Raw genomic sequence first — 15,636 nt, 5'->3', positions numbered from 1 at the left:
GATGACCACCACCACACAGCCCACGGCCCCCGGCCCCGTCGCCGACGAACTGACCGCGGACTTCTACCACTACGAGTCGCTGCTCCGGGACGACGAGCGCGAGATCCTCCTCAAGGCCCGCGCCCTCATGCGCGACAAGGTCAAGCCGCTGGTGAACGACTACTGGGCCAGGGGCGAGTTCCCCAAGGAGCTCATCGGCCTGTTCCGCGACAGCGGCCTGGCCGGGCTGCCCTACGAGGGCTACGGCGAGCACAAGCCCGCCGCGAGCAACCTCCTCGCCGGCATGCTCGCCATGGAGATGACCCGTACCGACGCCTCGGTCACCACCTTCTTCGGGGTCCACAACGGCCTGGCCATGTACTCCGTTCACTCCGGCGGTGACCAGGAGCAGCGCGACCGCTGGCTGCCGGCGATGGCCGCGATGGACAAGATCGGCGCGTTCGCGATGACCGAGCCCCTCGGCGGCTCCGACGTCGCGGGCGGCATGCGCACCACCGCCCGGCGTGAGGGCGACACCTGGGTCCTGAACGGCGCCAAGAAGTGGATCGGCAACGCCACCTTCGCCGACTACGTCGTGGTCTGGGCACGGGACGAGGACGACAACCACGTCAAGGGCTTCGTGGTCCAGAAGGGCACACCCGGCTTCGACCCGGTGAAGATCCGAAACAAGCTCGCCTTCCGCATCGTCGAGAACGCCGAGATCACCCTGACGGACGTCCGGGTCCCCGAGGCCGACCGCCTCCAGAACATCAACTCCTTCCGCGACGTCGCCGAGATCCTGCGCGCGACCCGCGCGGGCGTCGCCTGGCAGGCGCTCGGTGTCATGGTCGGCGCCTACGAGCTCGCCCTCGACTACGCCCGGGAGCGCAAGCAGTTCGGCCGTCCCATCGGCGGCTTCCAGCTCGTGCAGGACCTCCTGGTCAAGAGCCTCGGCAACATCACCGCGTCCTGGGGCATGCTCGTCCAGCTCGCCCGTCTCCAGGACGCCGGGATCTTCCGCGACGAACACTCCTCGCTGGCCAAGGCGTTCGTCACCTCGCGGATGCGGGAAGTCGTGGGCTGGAGCCGTGAGATCTTCGGCGGCAACGGCATCCTCCTGGACCACGACATCTCCCGCTTCTTCGCCGACGCCGAGGCGATCTACTCCTTCGAGGGGACCCGCGAGATGAACACGCTGATCGTGGGCAAGTCGATCACCGGTCAGAGCGCCTTCGTGTGAGGAGCGGCGGCCGGTGGCGGGGCCGTGCCGAGCATGGCAGCCGTCCGGCGGATCGCGTGCACCGATGCCCCGGGGCCCTGTGCCCCGGGGTCTTTCGCGTCCCGGGTGCGGTGTCTAGCGGTGCGTACGGAGCCCGTCGAGGATGAGCGCGAGCATGCGGGGAGCGCGGTCCTCCGGGTCCGGCGCGGCGCGCCACAGTGCGCCGGTGAGCTGGAGGAAGTCGCCGGGGTCTGCGTCCTCTCGGATGCTTCCGTCCTTCTTGCCGGCGTCGAGGAGCTCCGTGATGGCGGCGACCACAGGGCCGTAACTCTGTTCGCTGATCGCCTGGTGCGCACCCGGGCTGAGGGCGTCCCCGAGGCCGTGCTTCCTGCGCATGGCCTCGACGAGGTCCGTCGTCCAGTGCCGGAGCGCTTCCAGCGGCGGCATCTTCGCCAGCAGTTCCGGGACGGTGCCGATGATGCGGGTGACCTCGTCCTGGTAGACGGCCAGGACCAGCGCCTCGCGCGTCGGGAAGTTGCGGTACAGGGTGCCGGCGCCGACTCCGGCGCGCTGGGCGATCTGGTTCATCGACGTGCTGCCGTCCGCAGTGAGCGCTTCGCGCGCGGCGGCGAGGATGCGCGCCCTGTTCTCACGGGCGTCAGAGCGGACCACAAGACCTCCCCTTGCTAAGTGGAGAGTTCTCCACTACGTTATCTGGAGAGCTCTCCGCATAGCTTAAGGAGCGTCATGCAATACATCAAGCTCGGCACCACCGGCCTCGACGTGTCCCCGATCGCCATCGGTGCGATGACCTACGGCGAACCCGACCGCGGCCATCCCGTCTGGTCGAAGGGCGAGCGGGAGGCGCGCCCGCTCATCAGGCACGCCCTGGAAGCGGGCATCAACTTCTTCGACACCGCCAACATGTACTCGAACGGTTCCAGCGAGGAGATCCTCGGCCGCGCGCTGAAGGACTTCGGCGACCGCGACACCGTGGTCATCGCCACGAAGCTGCGCCACCCGATGCGGCTCGGGCCCAACGGACGGGGGCTGTCGCGCAAGGCGGTCATGACCGAGGTGGACCACTCGCTGCGCCGCCTGGGCACGGACTACATCGACCTCTACCAGATCCACCGCAACGACCGCTCCACCCCCTGGGAGGAGACGCTCGAAGCACTCAACGACCTCGTGAAAGCCGGCAAGGTCCGCTATCTCGGCGCCTCGTCCATGCACGCCTGGGAGTTCGCGAAGGCCCTCAACCTTCAGAAGCAGCACGGCTGGGCGCGGTTCGTGTCCATGCAGAACCACTACAACCTGCTCGCCCGTGAGGAGGAGCGGGAGATGATCCCGCTGTGCCTCGACGAGGGCGTCGGCATGATCATCTGGTCGCCGCTGGCCCGCGGCCGCCTCGCCCGGGGCTGGGACGACGCCCGCTCGACGGCACGCTCCGAGACGGACGGAGCCTACGCGGACCTGCTCTACTCGCCCGCTCAGGAGGTGGCCAACCGCGCGATCGTCGACGCGGTCGGCCAGGTCGCCGACGCCCACGGCGTCAGCCGCGCGCAGATCGCCCTCGCCTGGCTGCGCCGCCAGTCCGTCGTCACCGCTCCCCTGGTCGGGGCCGGCTCGATCCGGCAGATCGACGAAGCCGTGGCCTCCCTCGGCATCGAGCTCACCGCCGACGAGGTACGCGCCCTGGAGGCGCCGTACACCCCCCGCTACGACTGGCAGGGCGTGTCCGACGAGGCCGAGCTGGAGGCCATCCGTCAGCGCGTCCCCGGCATGGCTCTGGCATGAGCCCCGTCGTCCGCTCCGGCGCGGCCGCCCGCGCCGGAGCCCTCCTCATCCTCCTCGGCCCGCTCGTGTCCTGGACGGCCGAGTTCGTCACCGCCGCCGCATGGCAGGACCCGCCGTACTCACCCCTGCACAACTGGGTCAGCCACCTCGGACTGACCGGCCCGCCGCAGACCGCGTTCGGCCAGGTCGCCAACTCCCCCCTGGGCGCCGTCATGGACACCGGCTGGGTGGTGTACGGCGTCCTCCTGATCGTCGGCGCGTTCCTCGTGTTCGACCCGCGCAAGGGCGTCCGCCCGGCCCTCGTCCTGGTGCTAGCCGTCCTCGCCGGTACCGGCGTCTCGCTCGTCGGCATCTTCCAGGGCTCCAACGCGAACGTCGACAACGGCCTGATCGTGTTCCACACCCTCGGCGCGCAGGGCGTCATGCTCAGCGGGAACGTCATGGCGATCGTCGTCGGATCCGCCGGGGCCCGCATCGGTCTCAGCAGGGGCCGGTCCCTCGCAAGCGTCGCACTCGGCACCGCCGGACTGCTCGCCTTCCCCCTCTTCATGGCCGATGTGCTGACCGGCTGGATGTGGAACGTCGGCATGTTCGAGCGCGCCGTGATCTACCCCATCATGATCGGCCACGCCCTCCTCGGAAGCAGCCTGGCCGCCGCCCAACGGCATCGGGCGACCCGCCCGCTGATGCCCCACGACACCCGACTCGCGAGTTCAGGAGACACACATGACACGAGTTCTGGTCACCGGAGGGACGGGCTTCATCGGGAGCTGGTGCGTGCTCGCCCTCCTCGACGCCGGGCACACCGTCCGCACCACCGTCCGCAGCCCGCAGCGTGAACCCGCACTGCGCTCCTGGCTCCACGCGGCCACGTCGTTCGACGACGAGCGTCTCACCGTCGTACGCGCCGACCTCGAACACCCCGACGGCTGGGACGACGCCGTCGCCGACTGCGATTACGTCCTGCACGTCGCCTCACCGACCCTGCGCCACACCCCGGGCGGTGACGACGAGTTGGTGGTCCCGGCACGGGAGGGCGTCCTGCGGGTGCTGCGTGCCGCACGCGACGCCGGCGTGCGTCGGGTCGTCCTGACGAGCGCCTTCGGCGCCGTGGGGATAGGACATCCGCCGCGCTCGACCCCGTTCACCGAGGAGGACTGGACCGACGTCGACAGCGACATCCCGCCCTACCAGCGGTCCAAGACGCTGGCTGAGCGCGCCGCCTGGCAGTTCGTCAAGGAGGAAGGCGGCACTCTGGAGCTGGCGGCGGTCCATCCCGTCGGCGTCCTTGGTCCCCTCCTCGGTCCCGACGACCCGCCGTCCCTGCGTCTCGTGCGCAGGATGCTCGAAGGACGGGTACCGGCGTGTCCTCCCTTCGGGATGGGCTTCGTCGACGTTCGGGACGTGGCCGATCTGCACCTGCGCGCGATGACCGATCCGGCGGCCGCCGGCGAACGCTTCCTCGCGGTCGCCGGGCACAGCCTGCGTGTCCTCGACATCGCGCGCATCCTGCACGAGCGCCTTGGCGAGCGCGCCGCGAAGGCCCCGACCCGTGAACTGCCCGTACGGCTCGCCCGCGCGCTGAGCATCGTGAACCCGGAACTGCGGTTGCTGCGCCACCAGTTGGGCCGGGATCTCGACGCCACCAGCGCCAAGGCCGAACGGCTCCTCGGCTGGCGGGCCCGTGCCATCGAGGACACCATCCAGGACACCGCCGAGAGCCTGCTCGCCCACGGCATCGGAACCTGACGGATGTGCCGGTTCCCGTCCCGGTCGCGGCCGCGGTTCACCGGTCCGCCGCGGCCGGGGGGGCTGGGACCGGTGGAAGAAGACGTGACCCCTACCTGACGGGAAAGTCGAAGTAGGTGTCGGGAAACGGCTCGCCTCTCAGCGTGTAGTGCCACCACTCGTACGCGTACGAGCTGAAGCCGCAGTCCTCCATGAGGGAACGCAGCAGTTCACGGTTGCGCGCCTCTTCCTCCCCGATCCCCGTCGCTCCGTGATGGGAGCGGACATCCATCAGGTCGTGTCCACCACCCATGGGGACGAGTTCACCCGTGTCCAGGTGATACAGCGTCACGTCGACGGTGCTGCCCCGGCTGTGGCCCGACCGGGTGGCCACGTATCCCTTCGCGAACATGTCGGACCGGTCGATGTTCGGATAGTGCCGTGCCTTGGTGCGGCCGTCCTCCGGCTGTCGTGACCAGCGTACGAAGCAGTCCACGGCGCGTTGTGGCCGGTAGCCGTCCCAGAGCAGCAGGCCGAAGCCGAGGGCACCGGCCTTGTCCCGGGCCCTTTCCAGAGCCGCGCACAGGACCTTCGTGCCGGCGATGCGGTTGACGAGGTAACCGTCCACCGGTCTGCCGGTGAAGTTGTCCCAGGTGGCGTACTTGGCGTCCCAGCGTATGCCGGGCACGAGTTCGTCCACGAAGGCGAAGTCCTCGTTCATCGCACGTCCGTCGACAGTGCCAGCGCCACCAGCCGGTCGATGACCTCGCTGAACGGAAGACCCGCGGCCGCCATCATCCTGGGATAACGGCTGTACGAGGTCATACCGGGAAACGTGTTGACCTCGTTGAGGACCACCTGGGAGTCGTCCGTGAGGAACATGTCCACCCGTGCCAACCCCCGGCATCCCAGGGCCCGGTAGACGGCCTTCGCCTTCTCCGCGACGAGGGAGCGCGCCTCTTCCGGGATGTCGGCGGGAACGATCGCCAAGGAGTTGTCGGATCCGGTCTCGGGCTGGTCCTCCTGGTGGATCCTGAAGAAGCCGTGGGAGAGCGCGATGTGGTCCACCTCCCCCGCGATCAGCTCCTGACCGTTCCCGAGGATGGCGCACCCGATCTCGCTGCCGCCGACGGCCTCTTCGACCAGCACCTTCGAGTCGTACTTCCGGGCGGTTTCCAGCGCACCGGGGAGTTCCTCCTTCCCGGACACCTTGGTGACTCCGAAGGACGACCCCGAACGCGCCGGCTTCACGAACACGGGGAAGGTGAGCAGGTCGGGGTCGATGCTCTCCTCCCCCGTGACGGTCCAGTGCTTCGGCGTGGGGATCCCCACGCTCGCTGCGACGAGGTAGGCGAGGGACTTGTCCAGGCACAGGGCCGAACTCTGGATGTCGCAGCCGGCGTAGGGGATGCCGGAGAGTTCGAGGAGCCCCTGGATCGCGCCGTCCTCACCGAGCTTGCCGTGCAGCACGGGCAGTACGACATCCAGGGTGACCGTCTCGTACCGCCCCTGGTCCAGGACGAGCAGTCCGCGGACGCTCCGGTCCGGTGACAGCACGGCCGGGCGGTGGTCGCCCTTCTCCCAGTCCGCGTCCGGCCCGTCACAGAGCCTCCAGTCGCCGCTCTGGGTGATCCCGACGAAGAACGGCTCGTATTTCTCCACGTCGAGATTACGCGCGATCTCCCGCGCCGACTTGAGCGAGATCGGGTGCTCCTCGGAGATCCCACCGAAAATGACGCCGACCTTCAGCCTAGCCACGCTGACTCCTTCTCTCGTATTGCAGACAGTTGGCGATCGAGTTCTCGACCATGTCGATCAGGGCGTGCTCCGTGTAGTACGCGGTGTGCGGAGTGACGAGTACGTTCGGCATCTCCTGAAGCCGCAGGATCGCTTTGCTCTCGATGGGTCTGTCGCGGCAGTCGGAGTAGAAGATTCCTTCTTCCCCTTCGACGACATCCAGCGCCGCACCCCCCAACCGACCGCATTCCAGAGCCCGGACGAGGGCGTCGGTGTCGACAAGGGAGCCGCGTCCGGTGTTGACGACGAAGGCTCCGCGCTTCATCCGTTCGATGCGCTGCCGGTCAAGGAGATGATGCGTCTCCGGGGTGAGCGGCGCGTGGAGCGTCACGATGTCGCTCAGCCGCAGCAGGTCGTCGAGCGAGACGTAGTGGGAAGACCGCGCGGGGCGACGGTCGTGGGAGAGAACGCGACAGCCGAAGCCGCGCAGCCTTTCCACAACAGCCGTGCCGATGCGCCCCGTTCCGACGACCCCGACGGTCAGGTCGCGCAGTTCCTTTCCGCGCACGTCGTTCAGCCGGTAGTCGTGGCGGTCCGAGCGGCGGACCGTGGTCTTCGCGCCGCGTACCGCCATCAACATCAGCATGAGGGTGTAGTCGGCCACGCTGTCGGGCGAGTAGGTGACGTTCTCGACCGAGATGCCGATACCTGCCGCGTAGGCGACATCGATGTGGTTGCAGCCGATGCTCCGCGTGGATATGTAGGTCACGCCTGCTCGTTTGAGGGCGCGCAGTACGGAACGGGTGATCCGGCTCTTGTGACCTACGCTGATGCAACGATTTCCCGACGCCAGGTGGACATTGGCTTCGGACACGGCCGCTTCCGTGATGGTGGGTGTGACACCGAAACGGAATGCCGATTCCCGGAAGAGGGCTGCCTCGTCCGGCCCGCATCCGTACACGGTGATACCCGTCGCTGGTTCCACCGAGGAAGGCGAAGTCACCGGTGACCGGGGACGGCCGACCGTATTTCGGCCTGATTCGCTGTGGGTCATGCAGCCAGTCAAGTTGACGATCTGTTGCCGAGGCGTATGGGGTTTTCGATACGCCGACGATATGCAACAGGCGGCTAGCGTCGAGCACATGACCATTCTGACCGACCTTTTGATTCCGCTTTTCCGGCGCCCGCTCCTCCGGACCCGTAAGGCCTGGGCATGATCCCGCTCAGCGTCGGTGAGATCGCCTCGATCGTCGGCGGGTCGGTCTCGGGGGACGGTTCGGTGCGGGTGACGGCTCCCGCCGTGCTCGACAGCCGGAAGGCCGAACAGGGCGGCCTCTTCGTCGCGTTCGCGGGCGAGCACGTCGACGGCCACGACTACGCCGAGCAGGCAGGACGGGCCGGTGCCGTGGCCGTCCTCGGTTCCCATCCCACGCCGCTGCCCACCGTCGTCGTCGAGGACACCCGGGCCGCTTTGCAGGCCCTCGCCGCCCATGTCGTGGGCCGGCTGCGCGACGGACTGACCGTTTTCGGGCTGACCGGCTCGCAGGGGAAGACCAGTACCAAAGACCTGCTGGCGGCCGTGTTGTCGAGCACCGGGCCGACGATCGCCACGTTCGGCTCGCTCAACAACGAGCTGGGGGTGCCGCTCACCATGCTGCGCGCCGAACCGTCCACCCGGTTCCTCGTCCTCGAGATGGGGGCCCGCCACGTGGGCGACATCGCCCGGCTGACGAACCTGGTCGCACCCGACATCGCCGTCGTCCTCAACGTCGGCCGGGCCCACCTCGGTGAGTTCGGGTCCCGCGCGGCCATCGCCCGGGCCAAGGGGGAACTCGTGCGGGGGCTGGTGCCCGGTGGTACCGCCGTCCTCAACGCCGACGATCCCCGGGTGGTCGCGATGCGCTCGCTCACCGACGGGCCGGTGCTGACCTTCGGCCGGGCGGAACACGCCGACGTACGGGCCCTCGGCCTGACTCTGGACCGGCTCGGTCGTCCGACCTTCACCCTGCGCACCGCCGATGCCTCGGCGCCCGTCTCACTCCCGCACTCGGGCGCCCACCAAGCGCTCAACGCGTCGGCCGCCGTGGCAGCCTGCCTGATGGCCGGCATACCTCTCGCCACCGCCGCCGCGGCGCTCGCCACCTCCTCACTGTCGAGGTGGCGCATGGAACTGCGCGAGCTCCCCTGCGGAGCGACGCTGCTCAACGACTCCTACAACGCCAACCCCGAATCGACCCGCGCAGCCCTGGACGCCCTGGCCGCGATCGAGGGCGGACGCCGTATCGCCGTCCTGGGCGAGATGCTCGAACTCGGCGAGGACAGTGCGAGCATGCACCGCGCGGTCGGCGCGTACGCCGCCACCCGGGCCGACATCGTGGTCACGGTCGGCGAGGGGGCCCAGCCGATCGCCGAGGGGGCCGGCCGGCGGGCGGTGGCGCTGACCGACAACGGCGCGGCCGTCGACTGGCTGCGCGCCCGGCTTGCCGCCGACGACGTGGTGCTCGTCAAGGCGTCCCGCGGGGCCCGTCTCGACGAGGTGGCCGCCGCACTCGCGTAGTACGGCGAGGCAAGCCGGCCGGGCGCGCCAGCGACGTCCCGCACACCTCCATAGGCGGGGCTGGGCCGCGTGCACCAGGGGAACCGATCTCAGCGACTCCGCCGCTTGATGTACAGGTCGAAGGCCCGGTAGACCAACGGCCGCAGTGGCAGGTCCCATTCGCCGACGTACCGCACCGCCCGGCCACCGGTGCCGACCTTGAACTGGATCAGCCCGACGTGCGGGTCGTCGGGGTCCAGGGTGGGCGTGATGCCGCGCAGGTCGTACACGTCGCAGCCCGCCGCCAGCGAGTCCCGGATCATCGCCCATTGGCAGGCGTTGGAACCGCGCACCTCCCTCTTCCGGGTCGAGGAGGCGCCATAGGAGTACCACGCGTGGGCGCCGACCCGGACCAAAACGGTGGCGGCGACCACGTCACCCCGGTGACGGGCCAGGTAGAGCTTGATCCGCTCGGGGTCCTCCGCCTTCAGCGCCGTGAACATGGTCTCGAAGTATCCCAGCGGCCGGGGTGTGAAGCGGTCGCGCTCGGCGGTGTGCACATACAGGTCGTGAAACACCTTCAGGTCGTCATCGACCGTGACCTCGACCCCCTCCCTGGCCGCCTTCCTGATGTTGCGGCGCCAGAGCTGGTTCATGCCCCGGAGCAGGTCGTCCTCGGTCCTGCCGGCCAGGGGGACCTCGTACTTGAACTGCGGATGCCCGACGCCGAAGCCGTTCTCCGGGCTCTGCGGCAGCCAGCCGGCGTCCCTGAGTCGACCAGTCACGCGGGCGCCGACCGGGTCGTCCCACTGCCCCGGCATGTCGGTGAGCCGCCTGATGCCGGGATCGGCGATGCCCTCCTTGACCTGGGCGGCGCTCCACGTGTCGGTGCGCACCGGCGGGCCGATCCGGATCGCGAACGCGCCCTGAGCCCTGAGCCGGGCCGCCAGCGGTTCGAGCCACGCGCTGATGTCGCCGGTCCAGTCGATGACCGGGCCCTCGGGCAGATAGGCCAGCGTGAAGCGGTCGAGCTTCGGCACCGGGCGGTGCAGGACAAGCCCCGCGCCGACCAGCCGTCGGCCGTCGTACCAACCGAGGGACTCGCCGCGCCACTCCGTTTTCACGCGGGCCCACGCCGGGGTCTGAAGGAAGCTCACCGACCGCTGCGTCCTTGTGAACGCCAAGTGCTCGGCGGCGCTGATCGGCACGACGGTCAGCCTGCCGCCCGCGGTCCCGGCCCCTCGGTGAGGCGTGGTGCGGCTCACCGGCCCGCCACCCTCACCTCGGCGTGCACGTACGGCACGTCGACGCACCACCGGGCCGGGACTGCTGTACAGGAAGATTCGCTCTGGGACATCCCGCCATTGAAGGCGGCGCGCTGTTGCCGACCCGTATGCGGTTTTCCATACGCCGACGATATGCGTCACGCCACAGCGACGCCGTGCACCAGTTCAGTGGCGCCCGATGTAACAGCGGATCGCCGTCCCCTCGGGACTGGTGTGTATGCGTACCAGGTCGGCGACGGTGTGCACCAGCAGCAGGCCCCGGCCGCCGAGCGTGTCCCGTTCGGGTGGGCGGCGGCCGGCGAGCGGATCGTTCAGGCGCCCGTGGTCGCGCACCTCGCACACCACGTGGTCGTCCTCGGCCCACATCCGCAGGGTGCCCGAACCACCGCCGTGCACCACGCTGTTGGTGGTCAGCTCGGCCACGATCAGGGCCACGTCCTCCAGGCGGATCCCGGACAGACCGTGCCCCGTGGCCCGTTCGACCGCGAACTGCCGGGCTGTCGGCAGTTGGCCGGCCTGGAAGACCAGTTCCTCGGGCGTCTCCGGCTGCTCCAGGGGCTGGTTGTAGCGTGCGACCACGTCCTCGGGGGCGTAGGCCGTGCTGGGCCGCTCCCTTCCGCCGGAGATGACCACGGGATGGGTCTCGTGCGCGTCGGTGAGCGCCTGCTCGTCGAGGCGGTCGGCGTCGTAGGGGCACAGGATGGTGACGTCCCGCCCCTGGAACGCCGGGTTGATCAGGGCTTCGTGCTGGACGCACGCCGGGTACTCCACGGCGCTGCGGCCGGCCCAGATCGGCTCGCCGATGATCCGCACCCGCTTCTGGCGGTGGGTGTCCGCGAAGGCCCGCAGCACCCTGGGGATGATGCGTCCGGGGTTGCGCCCCGCCTCGGTCATGTCGAGGAACTTCACCTGGGCGACGTCGTCGCCCAGGGCCGCCTGGAGGAGGGCGAGGTTCGTCCCGGGCACGGCCACCGCCACCGGTTCCCCGGCCTCCAGGCCGTCGCGGATGAAAGGCACCGTGCCGTGCAGGTACTCCTTCTCGCCGCGGTAGAACAGGGCGGGGTGAACGAACGGGTCGCTGACAGGCGTCATCATCGCCCCATCACCTCGACAGTCAGCAGGTCCGGCCAGAACAGGTCCAGAACGCGCCGCAGTGTGGCAGGCGGCTCCTCAAGCACGATGCGTCGCCCCTGCGCCAGGCCCTGGGCGGTCACCGCCAGGGCGGAGACGCCGGCGACGTCGACGAAGGTGACCGCGGACAGTTCCAAGTGGCACGTCTCTTCGTCGCTCCGGGCAAGGCGGCACAGCGTCTGTTCCCAGGCCGGGCGGGTGAGGAGGCTGACCTCGCCGGACGCCCGCCAGCCCGGCCGGTCCGTCAGCGGCAGCACACGCAGGCCCTTGGGCGTACCCGGCGGTACCGACGGCGCGTCCGCCTGTCCTGCACTGTCCACCCCGTCACCCCTAGTTGCCACGTCCTGCTGCCCAGTATCGCCTACCCGGGGCAGTGTAGGCGGTGCCGGCTCCTCAGGCGGGCGTGAGCGGTGCGAGCACCTGGTTGTGGGTGTGCTGGTAGATGACCGAGGTACGGAACCCGACGACCTCGCGGCGTGCGGTGAACTTGTCCATGAGGAAGCCGTGCAGGTAGTCGACGCTGGGCGCGGAGACGTGCACGATCATGTCGTCGCCGCCGGTGACGACGTAGACCGTGGTGACCTCGGGCAGGCCGGCCGCGTAGCTCTTGAACGCTTCGATGACCGCGCGGCTGAGGGGACGGATCTGGAAGTGGATGAGGGCCTGGACGTGGCGGTTGAGCGCGGCCGCGTCGACGGCGGCGTGATAGCCGGTGATGACTCCGCGGGCGCGCAGGGCGCGGATCCGTTCCAGGCAGGTCGACGGGGCGATGCCGAGGGTGCGGGCAAGGTCCCGGTTGGTCTGCCGCGCATCGCGCTGCAGATGCTCGATGATCGCCGAATCAAGTTCGTCCATGCCGCGATTATGACCTCTGTGCCGAATTTCGTTCGGCCGGTGGCCGTTCCCTTTGTCGGAACGGCTAGCTTCACCGCATGACAGCCGCACTTATGGAAGCCATGGACCTCGACGTCCCTGAGCCGACACACGAGCTCGTGCAGGTGGTGCGCGGCCACCGCAGTGGCCTCGCGATCATCGTCGCCGTCCACTCGACCGCGCTCGGCCCCGCCGCCGGCGGGTGCCGGATCGCCCACTACCCGACCCCGGCGTCCGCGATCGCGGACGCCATGCGGCTGGCGGCGGCGATGACCGAGAAGAACGCGCTGGCCGGACTGGACCACGGCGGCGCCAAGGCGGTCGTCGCCCTGCCCACCACCACCCGCCCGACCGGAGCGGAGCGCACGGCGTTGCTCCATGACGTCGGTGACACCATCGAACTGCTCGGCGGCCGCTACATCGCGGGTCCGGACGTGGGCAGCGCCCCGGTCGACATGTCCGTGATCGGCGAACGCACCGCGCATGTCTGCTGCCGGCCCGTCGAGGACGGCGGCAGCGGTGACTCCTCCGTCCACACCGCACGCGGGACCCTCGCGGCGCTGGGCGCGGTCGCCGACGAGGTCTTCGGCTCACCGGAGCTGGCCGGCCGGACCGTCGGGGTCGTCGGCCTGGGCGCGGTCGGCGGTCACGTGGCCCGGCTGCTGAGCCGTGCCGGAGCGCGGCTCGTCGTGACGGACGTCGACCCCGCCACCCGCCGCCTGGCCAAGGAGGTGGGGGCGGTCTGGGTGGAGCCGGACGACGCGTTGACGGCGGAGGTCGACATCCTCGTCCCGGCCGCGCTCGGTGGCCTCCTGACCGCACGTACCGTTCCGCTGCTGCGGTGCGCCGCCGTCGCGGGCCCGGCCAACAACCAGCTCGACGAACCGGCCACCGCCCGTCTCCTCGCAGCACGCGGCGTCCTCTGGGCCCCGGACGTGGTCGTGAGCGCGGGAGGGGTCATCCACGCCACCGGTGTCGAGCTGCGCGGGGAGTCCGAGGACCAGCTCACGGAACGCCTCTCCGGCATCGCGGCGACGCTCCGCGAGGTCTTCGACCTGGCCCGGGCCGATAGGACCACCCCGGCCGAGGCGGCCACGGAACTCGCCCGGCAACGCGTTCACCGGGGAGCCCCGCACCCCGCTCACGGCGCGGTGGAGCCCCCGTCCTCCCCCACTGCCCTGCGGCGACAGCCCGGGCCGTCGGCATATCGCGCCACGAGCCCTTCGAACGCTTCGAACGCTTCGTACGCTACGAGCCCTACGGCACAGGAGAACTGACGACATGACGAACCGCTGGATCGGGGTCACCATCGACTGCGTGGACGTGGAACGGACCGCGGCCTTCTGGGGCGCGCTTCTGGACCGCCCGACCATGCCGTCCCGCCCCGGCTGGGTCTACCTCGGCCGCCCCGGCGACCCCCAGCCCCGCCTCAACTTCCAGCCGGTGACCGGGCCGAAGCGTGACAAGGTGCGCCTGCACCTCGACGTCGGGGTCGACGACATCGACCAGGGCATCGCCCAGGTCGTCGCGCTGGGCGGCCGCTTCACCGGTGAACGGCACGACTACGACGAGGGCGTGGTCGTCGTGATGGCCGACCCCGAGGACCACGAGTTCTGTCTGGTCCAGTACTACTGACCGGCATCACGCCTCGACATGGGTCCCAAGCCCTCGTCGGCACGGTCAGCCTGTCGTGACACCGTGCCCTAACACCGAACCCATGACTCGGCAACGCGGCCGGTCGAGTGGTGAGCCGGGCGTGGCCTCAGTAGCGGCTGCCACTCGGCGGGTGTAGCGTCGTGATCCAGCAGTCGTGGTTCCGAAGTCCCGTTCGCCCGTGATCGCCTCACGGGCGTTCTTGCGTGTAGCGCCTCTCCGGACCAGGGCGATCACCTCCGGGCGCGCAAGGTGCGGGCCCGGTTTCCCGCTAAGGAGACGGCCATGGCCAAGGGCACTGTCAAGTGGTTCAACAGCGAGAAGGGCTTCGGCTTCATCGAGCAGGAGGGTGGCGGCCCCGACGTCTTCGCCCACTACTCCAACATCGCCGCTCAGGGTTTCCGCGAGCTGCATGAGGGCCAGACGGTCGAGTTCGACGTCACCCAGGGCCAGAAGGGCCCGCAGGCGGAGAACATCCGCCCCGTCTGATCGCGCCACCGCGGCGAGGCCCGGCATCCCGCTCTCCGGGCTGCCGGGCCTCGCCGTACCCTGACCCCTTGCCGCCCCCACCGCCACAGGACGGCCCAAAGAGGCGCGAGGCAGCCCCTGTTGACCTCGCCGGCCCCGGGTCAGGTCCTGCGCCGCGTCACGCGTCGGACGCGGAGTCGGGAACCGGGGTGCCGGGCCGCTGAACTGTCCGGCGGGCTGCCTCGCGCAGGGCGGAGACGGCCGGGTCGTCGCGGTTGTCGGGCAGCCAAGCCAGTTCGGCCGTCGAGAGGCCCAACTCGGGGCAGTCGACGTAGGTGAGGCCGGCGCGCGGGTACAGTCGGCGGGCCGCGGCGGGCAGGAAGGTGATCGCACGCCCCTGGGTGACGGCCAGGACCATGGCCTCGGTGTCCCTGACGACAGGACCGAAGCGGACCCTGGTGCCGTCGGGACGGGGGTTGACCGTCAGGTGGTTCCACCACGAACGGGGCACTTCCGGCGGCATGTCGACGACCGTGCGGTCGGCGAGGTCATCGAGCGTCAGGGTCTCCCGGCCGGCGAGCGGATCGTCCGCGGCCAGACAGACCACCCGCGCCTCGGACGCCAGGTGCAGGGACTGGATACCGCCGGGCAGCGGGCCACGGAGGAAAGCTGCGTCGACCTCCCCGCTGAGCAGGGTGCTGAACATGTCGACGAAGGTCAGGTTGCGGACCTCTGTCTCCAGGTCGGGATGGCGACCGCGCAGGTCGGCGAGGATGGCCTGTGCGTACGGCATGGCAGCCTCGGCCCCGAGGCTGCCGATCCGCAGGAGTCCGCGTGCCGCGCCGGCGTGACGGTCGGCCGCCTGGCGCAGTCGGTTCATGGCGTCGACCACCGCGCAGGCCTCCTCGGCGACGGACCGGCCGACCGGGGTGAGCCGCACGTTCCGGCCGCGGCGCTCGACCAGTACGACACCGAGGCGCTGTTCCAGGGACCTGATCTGCTGGCTGAACGCGGGCTGGGTCACGTAGACCCTGGCGGCCGCGCGCCCGAAGTGCAGTTCCTCGGCCAGGACGAGAAACAGCCGGAGTTGGTGGAGACTCGGCTCCCGCTTGCCACTGGATCCGCCACCGGTACTCATAAACGAAAGGTTATCGACAAGACCGTCATCCTCTTCTCCCTCTCGGCTTTCCATGACAGGCCCACTCCATCAGGATCTATGGGGCCGTCTT

Annotated in this window: 17 protein-coding genes; 8 read left to right on the top strand and 9 right to left on the bottom strand. The window is 69.8% G+C overall.

Features of this window, described 5'->3' with window-relative positions; all coding sequences use genetic code 11:
* Position 1: 1 nt before the first annotated feature.
* Positions 2-1,219: an acyl-CoA dehydrogenase family protein gene (locus AOJ26_RS04870; RefSeq protein WP_053846911.1), complete on the top strand. Its 1,218-nt coding sequence runs from the start codon at positions 2-4 to the stop codon at positions 1,217-1,219.
* A 114-nt stretch (positions 1,220-1,333) separates the two neighbouring features.
* On the opposite strand, the gene AOJ26_RS04865 is transcribed toward AOJ26_RS04870, so the two are convergent.
* Complete coding sequence (locus tag AOJ26_RS04865) at positions 1,334-1,870, bottom strand: TetR/AcrR family transcriptional regulator (RefSeq protein WP_053846910.1); 537 nt, start codon at positions 1,868-1,870, stop codon at positions 1,334-1,336.
* A gap of 75 nt (positions 1,871-1,945) precedes the next feature.
* On the opposite strand from AOJ26_RS04865, the gene AOJ26_RS04860 reads away from it, so the two are divergent.
* The 3 genes from AOJ26_RS04860 to AOJ26_RS04850 are packed head-to-tail and all read left to right on the top strand — an operon-like array spanning position 1,946 to position 4,744.
* Positions 1,946-2,995 (top strand): aldo/keto reductase, encoded by a 1,050-nt coding sequence (locus tag AOJ26_RS04860; RefSeq protein WP_053846909.1) that lies wholly within the window; start codon positions 1,946-1,948, stop codon positions 2,993-2,995.
* Positions 2,992-3,834, top strand: a complete 843-nt coding sequence (locus AOJ26_RS41460; protein ID WP_078959743.1) for a DUF998 domain-containing protein — start codon at positions 2,992-2,994, stop codon at positions 3,832-3,834. Before AOJ26_RS04860 ends, AOJ26_RS41460 begins: the two co-directional genes overlap by 4 nt.
* Positions 3,722-4,744, top strand: coding sequence for an SDR family oxidoreductase (locus AOJ26_RS04850; RefSeq protein ID WP_053846908.1), 1,023 nt, complete (start codon positions 3,722-3,724; stop codon positions 4,742-4,744). The genes AOJ26_RS41460 and AOJ26_RS04850 overlap by 113 nt, the downstream gene beginning before the upstream one ends.
* Before the next feature lie 91 nt (positions 4,745-4,835).
* Here AOJ26_RS04850 and vanX read toward each other — a convergent pair whose 3' ends face one another.
* From vanX to vanH, 3 genes are read right to left on the bottom strand one after another with little or no spacing between them, the layout of a single operon-like run.
* Entirely contained in the window at positions 4,836-5,444 is a 609-nt protein-coding gene (vanX, locus tag AOJ26_RS04845) for a D-Ala-D-Ala dipeptidase VanX (RefSeq protein ID WP_053846907.1), read from the bottom strand.
* Positions 5,441-6,481 (bottom strand): D-alanine--(R)-lactate ligase, encoded by a 1,041-nt coding sequence (gene vanA / locus AOJ26_RS04840; protein ID WP_053846906.1) that lies wholly within the window; start codon positions 6,479-6,481, stop codon positions 5,441-5,443. Before vanA ends, vanX begins: the two co-directional genes overlap by 4 nt.
* A complete protein-coding gene (vanH, locus tag AOJ26_RS04835) occupies positions 6,474-7,445 on the bottom strand; it encodes a D-lactate dehydrogenase VanH (RefSeq protein WP_063790226.1) in 972 nt (323 codons plus the stop codon). Before vanH ends, vanA begins: the two co-directional genes overlap by 8 nt.
* 228 nt (positions 7,446-7,673) lie before the next feature.
* Here vanH and AOJ26_RS04830 point away from each other — a divergent pair, with 228 nt between their 5' ends.
* Positions 7,674-9,017, top strand: coding sequence for a UDP-N-acetylmuramoyl-tripeptide--D-alanyl-D-alanine ligase (locus tag AOJ26_RS04830; protein ID WP_053846905.1), 1,344 nt, complete (start codon positions 7,674-7,676; stop codon positions 9,015-9,017).
* Between the two features lie 89 nt (positions 9,018-9,106).
* Here the strand turns inward: AOJ26_RS04830 and AOJ26_RS04825 are convergent, their stop codons facing one another.
* The 4 genes from AOJ26_RS04825 to AOJ26_RS04810 form a co-directional block, all read right to left on the bottom strand.
* A complete protein-coding gene (locus AOJ26_RS04825; protein ID WP_053846904.1) occupies positions 9,107-10,261 on the bottom strand; it encodes a lipid II:glycine glycyltransferase FemX in 1,155 nt (384 codons plus the stop codon).
* Positions 10,262-10,447: 186 nt separating this feature from the next.
* On the bottom strand, positions 10,448-11,377 hold the full coding sequence (locus AOJ26_RS04820; protein ID WP_053846903.1) for an anti-sigma factor RsbA family regulatory protein: 930 nt from the start codon (positions 11,375-11,377) through the stop codon (positions 10,448-10,450).
* Positions 11,374-11,733, bottom strand: coding sequence for an STAS domain-containing protein (locus tag AOJ26_RS04815; protein WP_053846902.1), 360 nt, complete (start codon positions 11,731-11,733; stop codon positions 11,374-11,376). Before AOJ26_RS04815 ends, AOJ26_RS04820 begins: the two co-directional genes overlap by 4 nt.
* Before the next feature lie 73 nt (positions 11,734-11,806).
* Positions 11,807-12,268 (bottom strand): Lrp/AsnC family transcriptional regulator, encoded by a 462-nt coding sequence (locus AOJ26_RS04810; RefSeq protein ID WP_053846901.1) that lies wholly within the window; start codon positions 12,266-12,268, stop codon positions 11,807-11,809.
* A gap of 77 nt (positions 12,269-12,345) precedes the next feature.
* Here AOJ26_RS04810 and AOJ26_RS04805 point away from each other — a divergent pair, with 77 nt between their 5' ends.
* From AOJ26_RS04805 to AOJ26_RS04795, 3 genes are all read left to right on the top strand, one after another.
* Positions 12,346-13,563, top strand: coding sequence for a Glu/Leu/Phe/Val dehydrogenase dimerization domain-containing protein (locus AOJ26_RS04805; protein WP_234358440.1), 1,218 nt, complete (start codon positions 12,346-12,348; stop codon positions 13,561-13,563).
* Positions 13,564-13,567: 4 nt separating this feature from the next.
* Positions 13,568-13,921: a VOC family protein gene (locus AOJ26_RS04800; protein WP_053846899.1), complete on the top strand. Its 354-nt coding sequence runs from the start codon at positions 13,568-13,570 to the stop codon at positions 13,919-13,921.
* A 303-nt stretch (positions 13,922-14,224) separates the two neighbouring features.
* Entirely contained in the window at positions 14,225-14,428 is a 204-nt protein-coding gene (locus tag AOJ26_RS04795; RefSeq protein ID WP_053846898.1) for a cold-shock protein, read from the top strand.
* A gap of 157 nt (positions 14,429-14,585) precedes the next feature.
* Here the strand turns inward: AOJ26_RS04795 and AOJ26_RS04790 are convergent, their stop codons facing one another.
* The gene (locus tag AOJ26_RS04790) at positions 14,586-15,545 is read right to left on the bottom strand and encodes a LysR family transcriptional regulator (RefSeq protein ID WP_053846897.1); all 960 of its coding nucleotides are present in this window, start codon (positions 15,543-15,545) and stop codon (positions 14,586-14,588) included.
* Positions 15,546-15,636 lie beyond the last annotated feature (91 nt).

The sequence above is a fragment of the Streptomyces sp. NRRL B-24085 genome (assembly GCF_001282115.1).
GTDB lineage: Bacteria > Actinomycetota > Actinomycetes > Streptomycetales > Streptomycetaceae > Streptomyces.
This window is presented reverse-complemented; position numbering and strand designations above follow the sequence as displayed.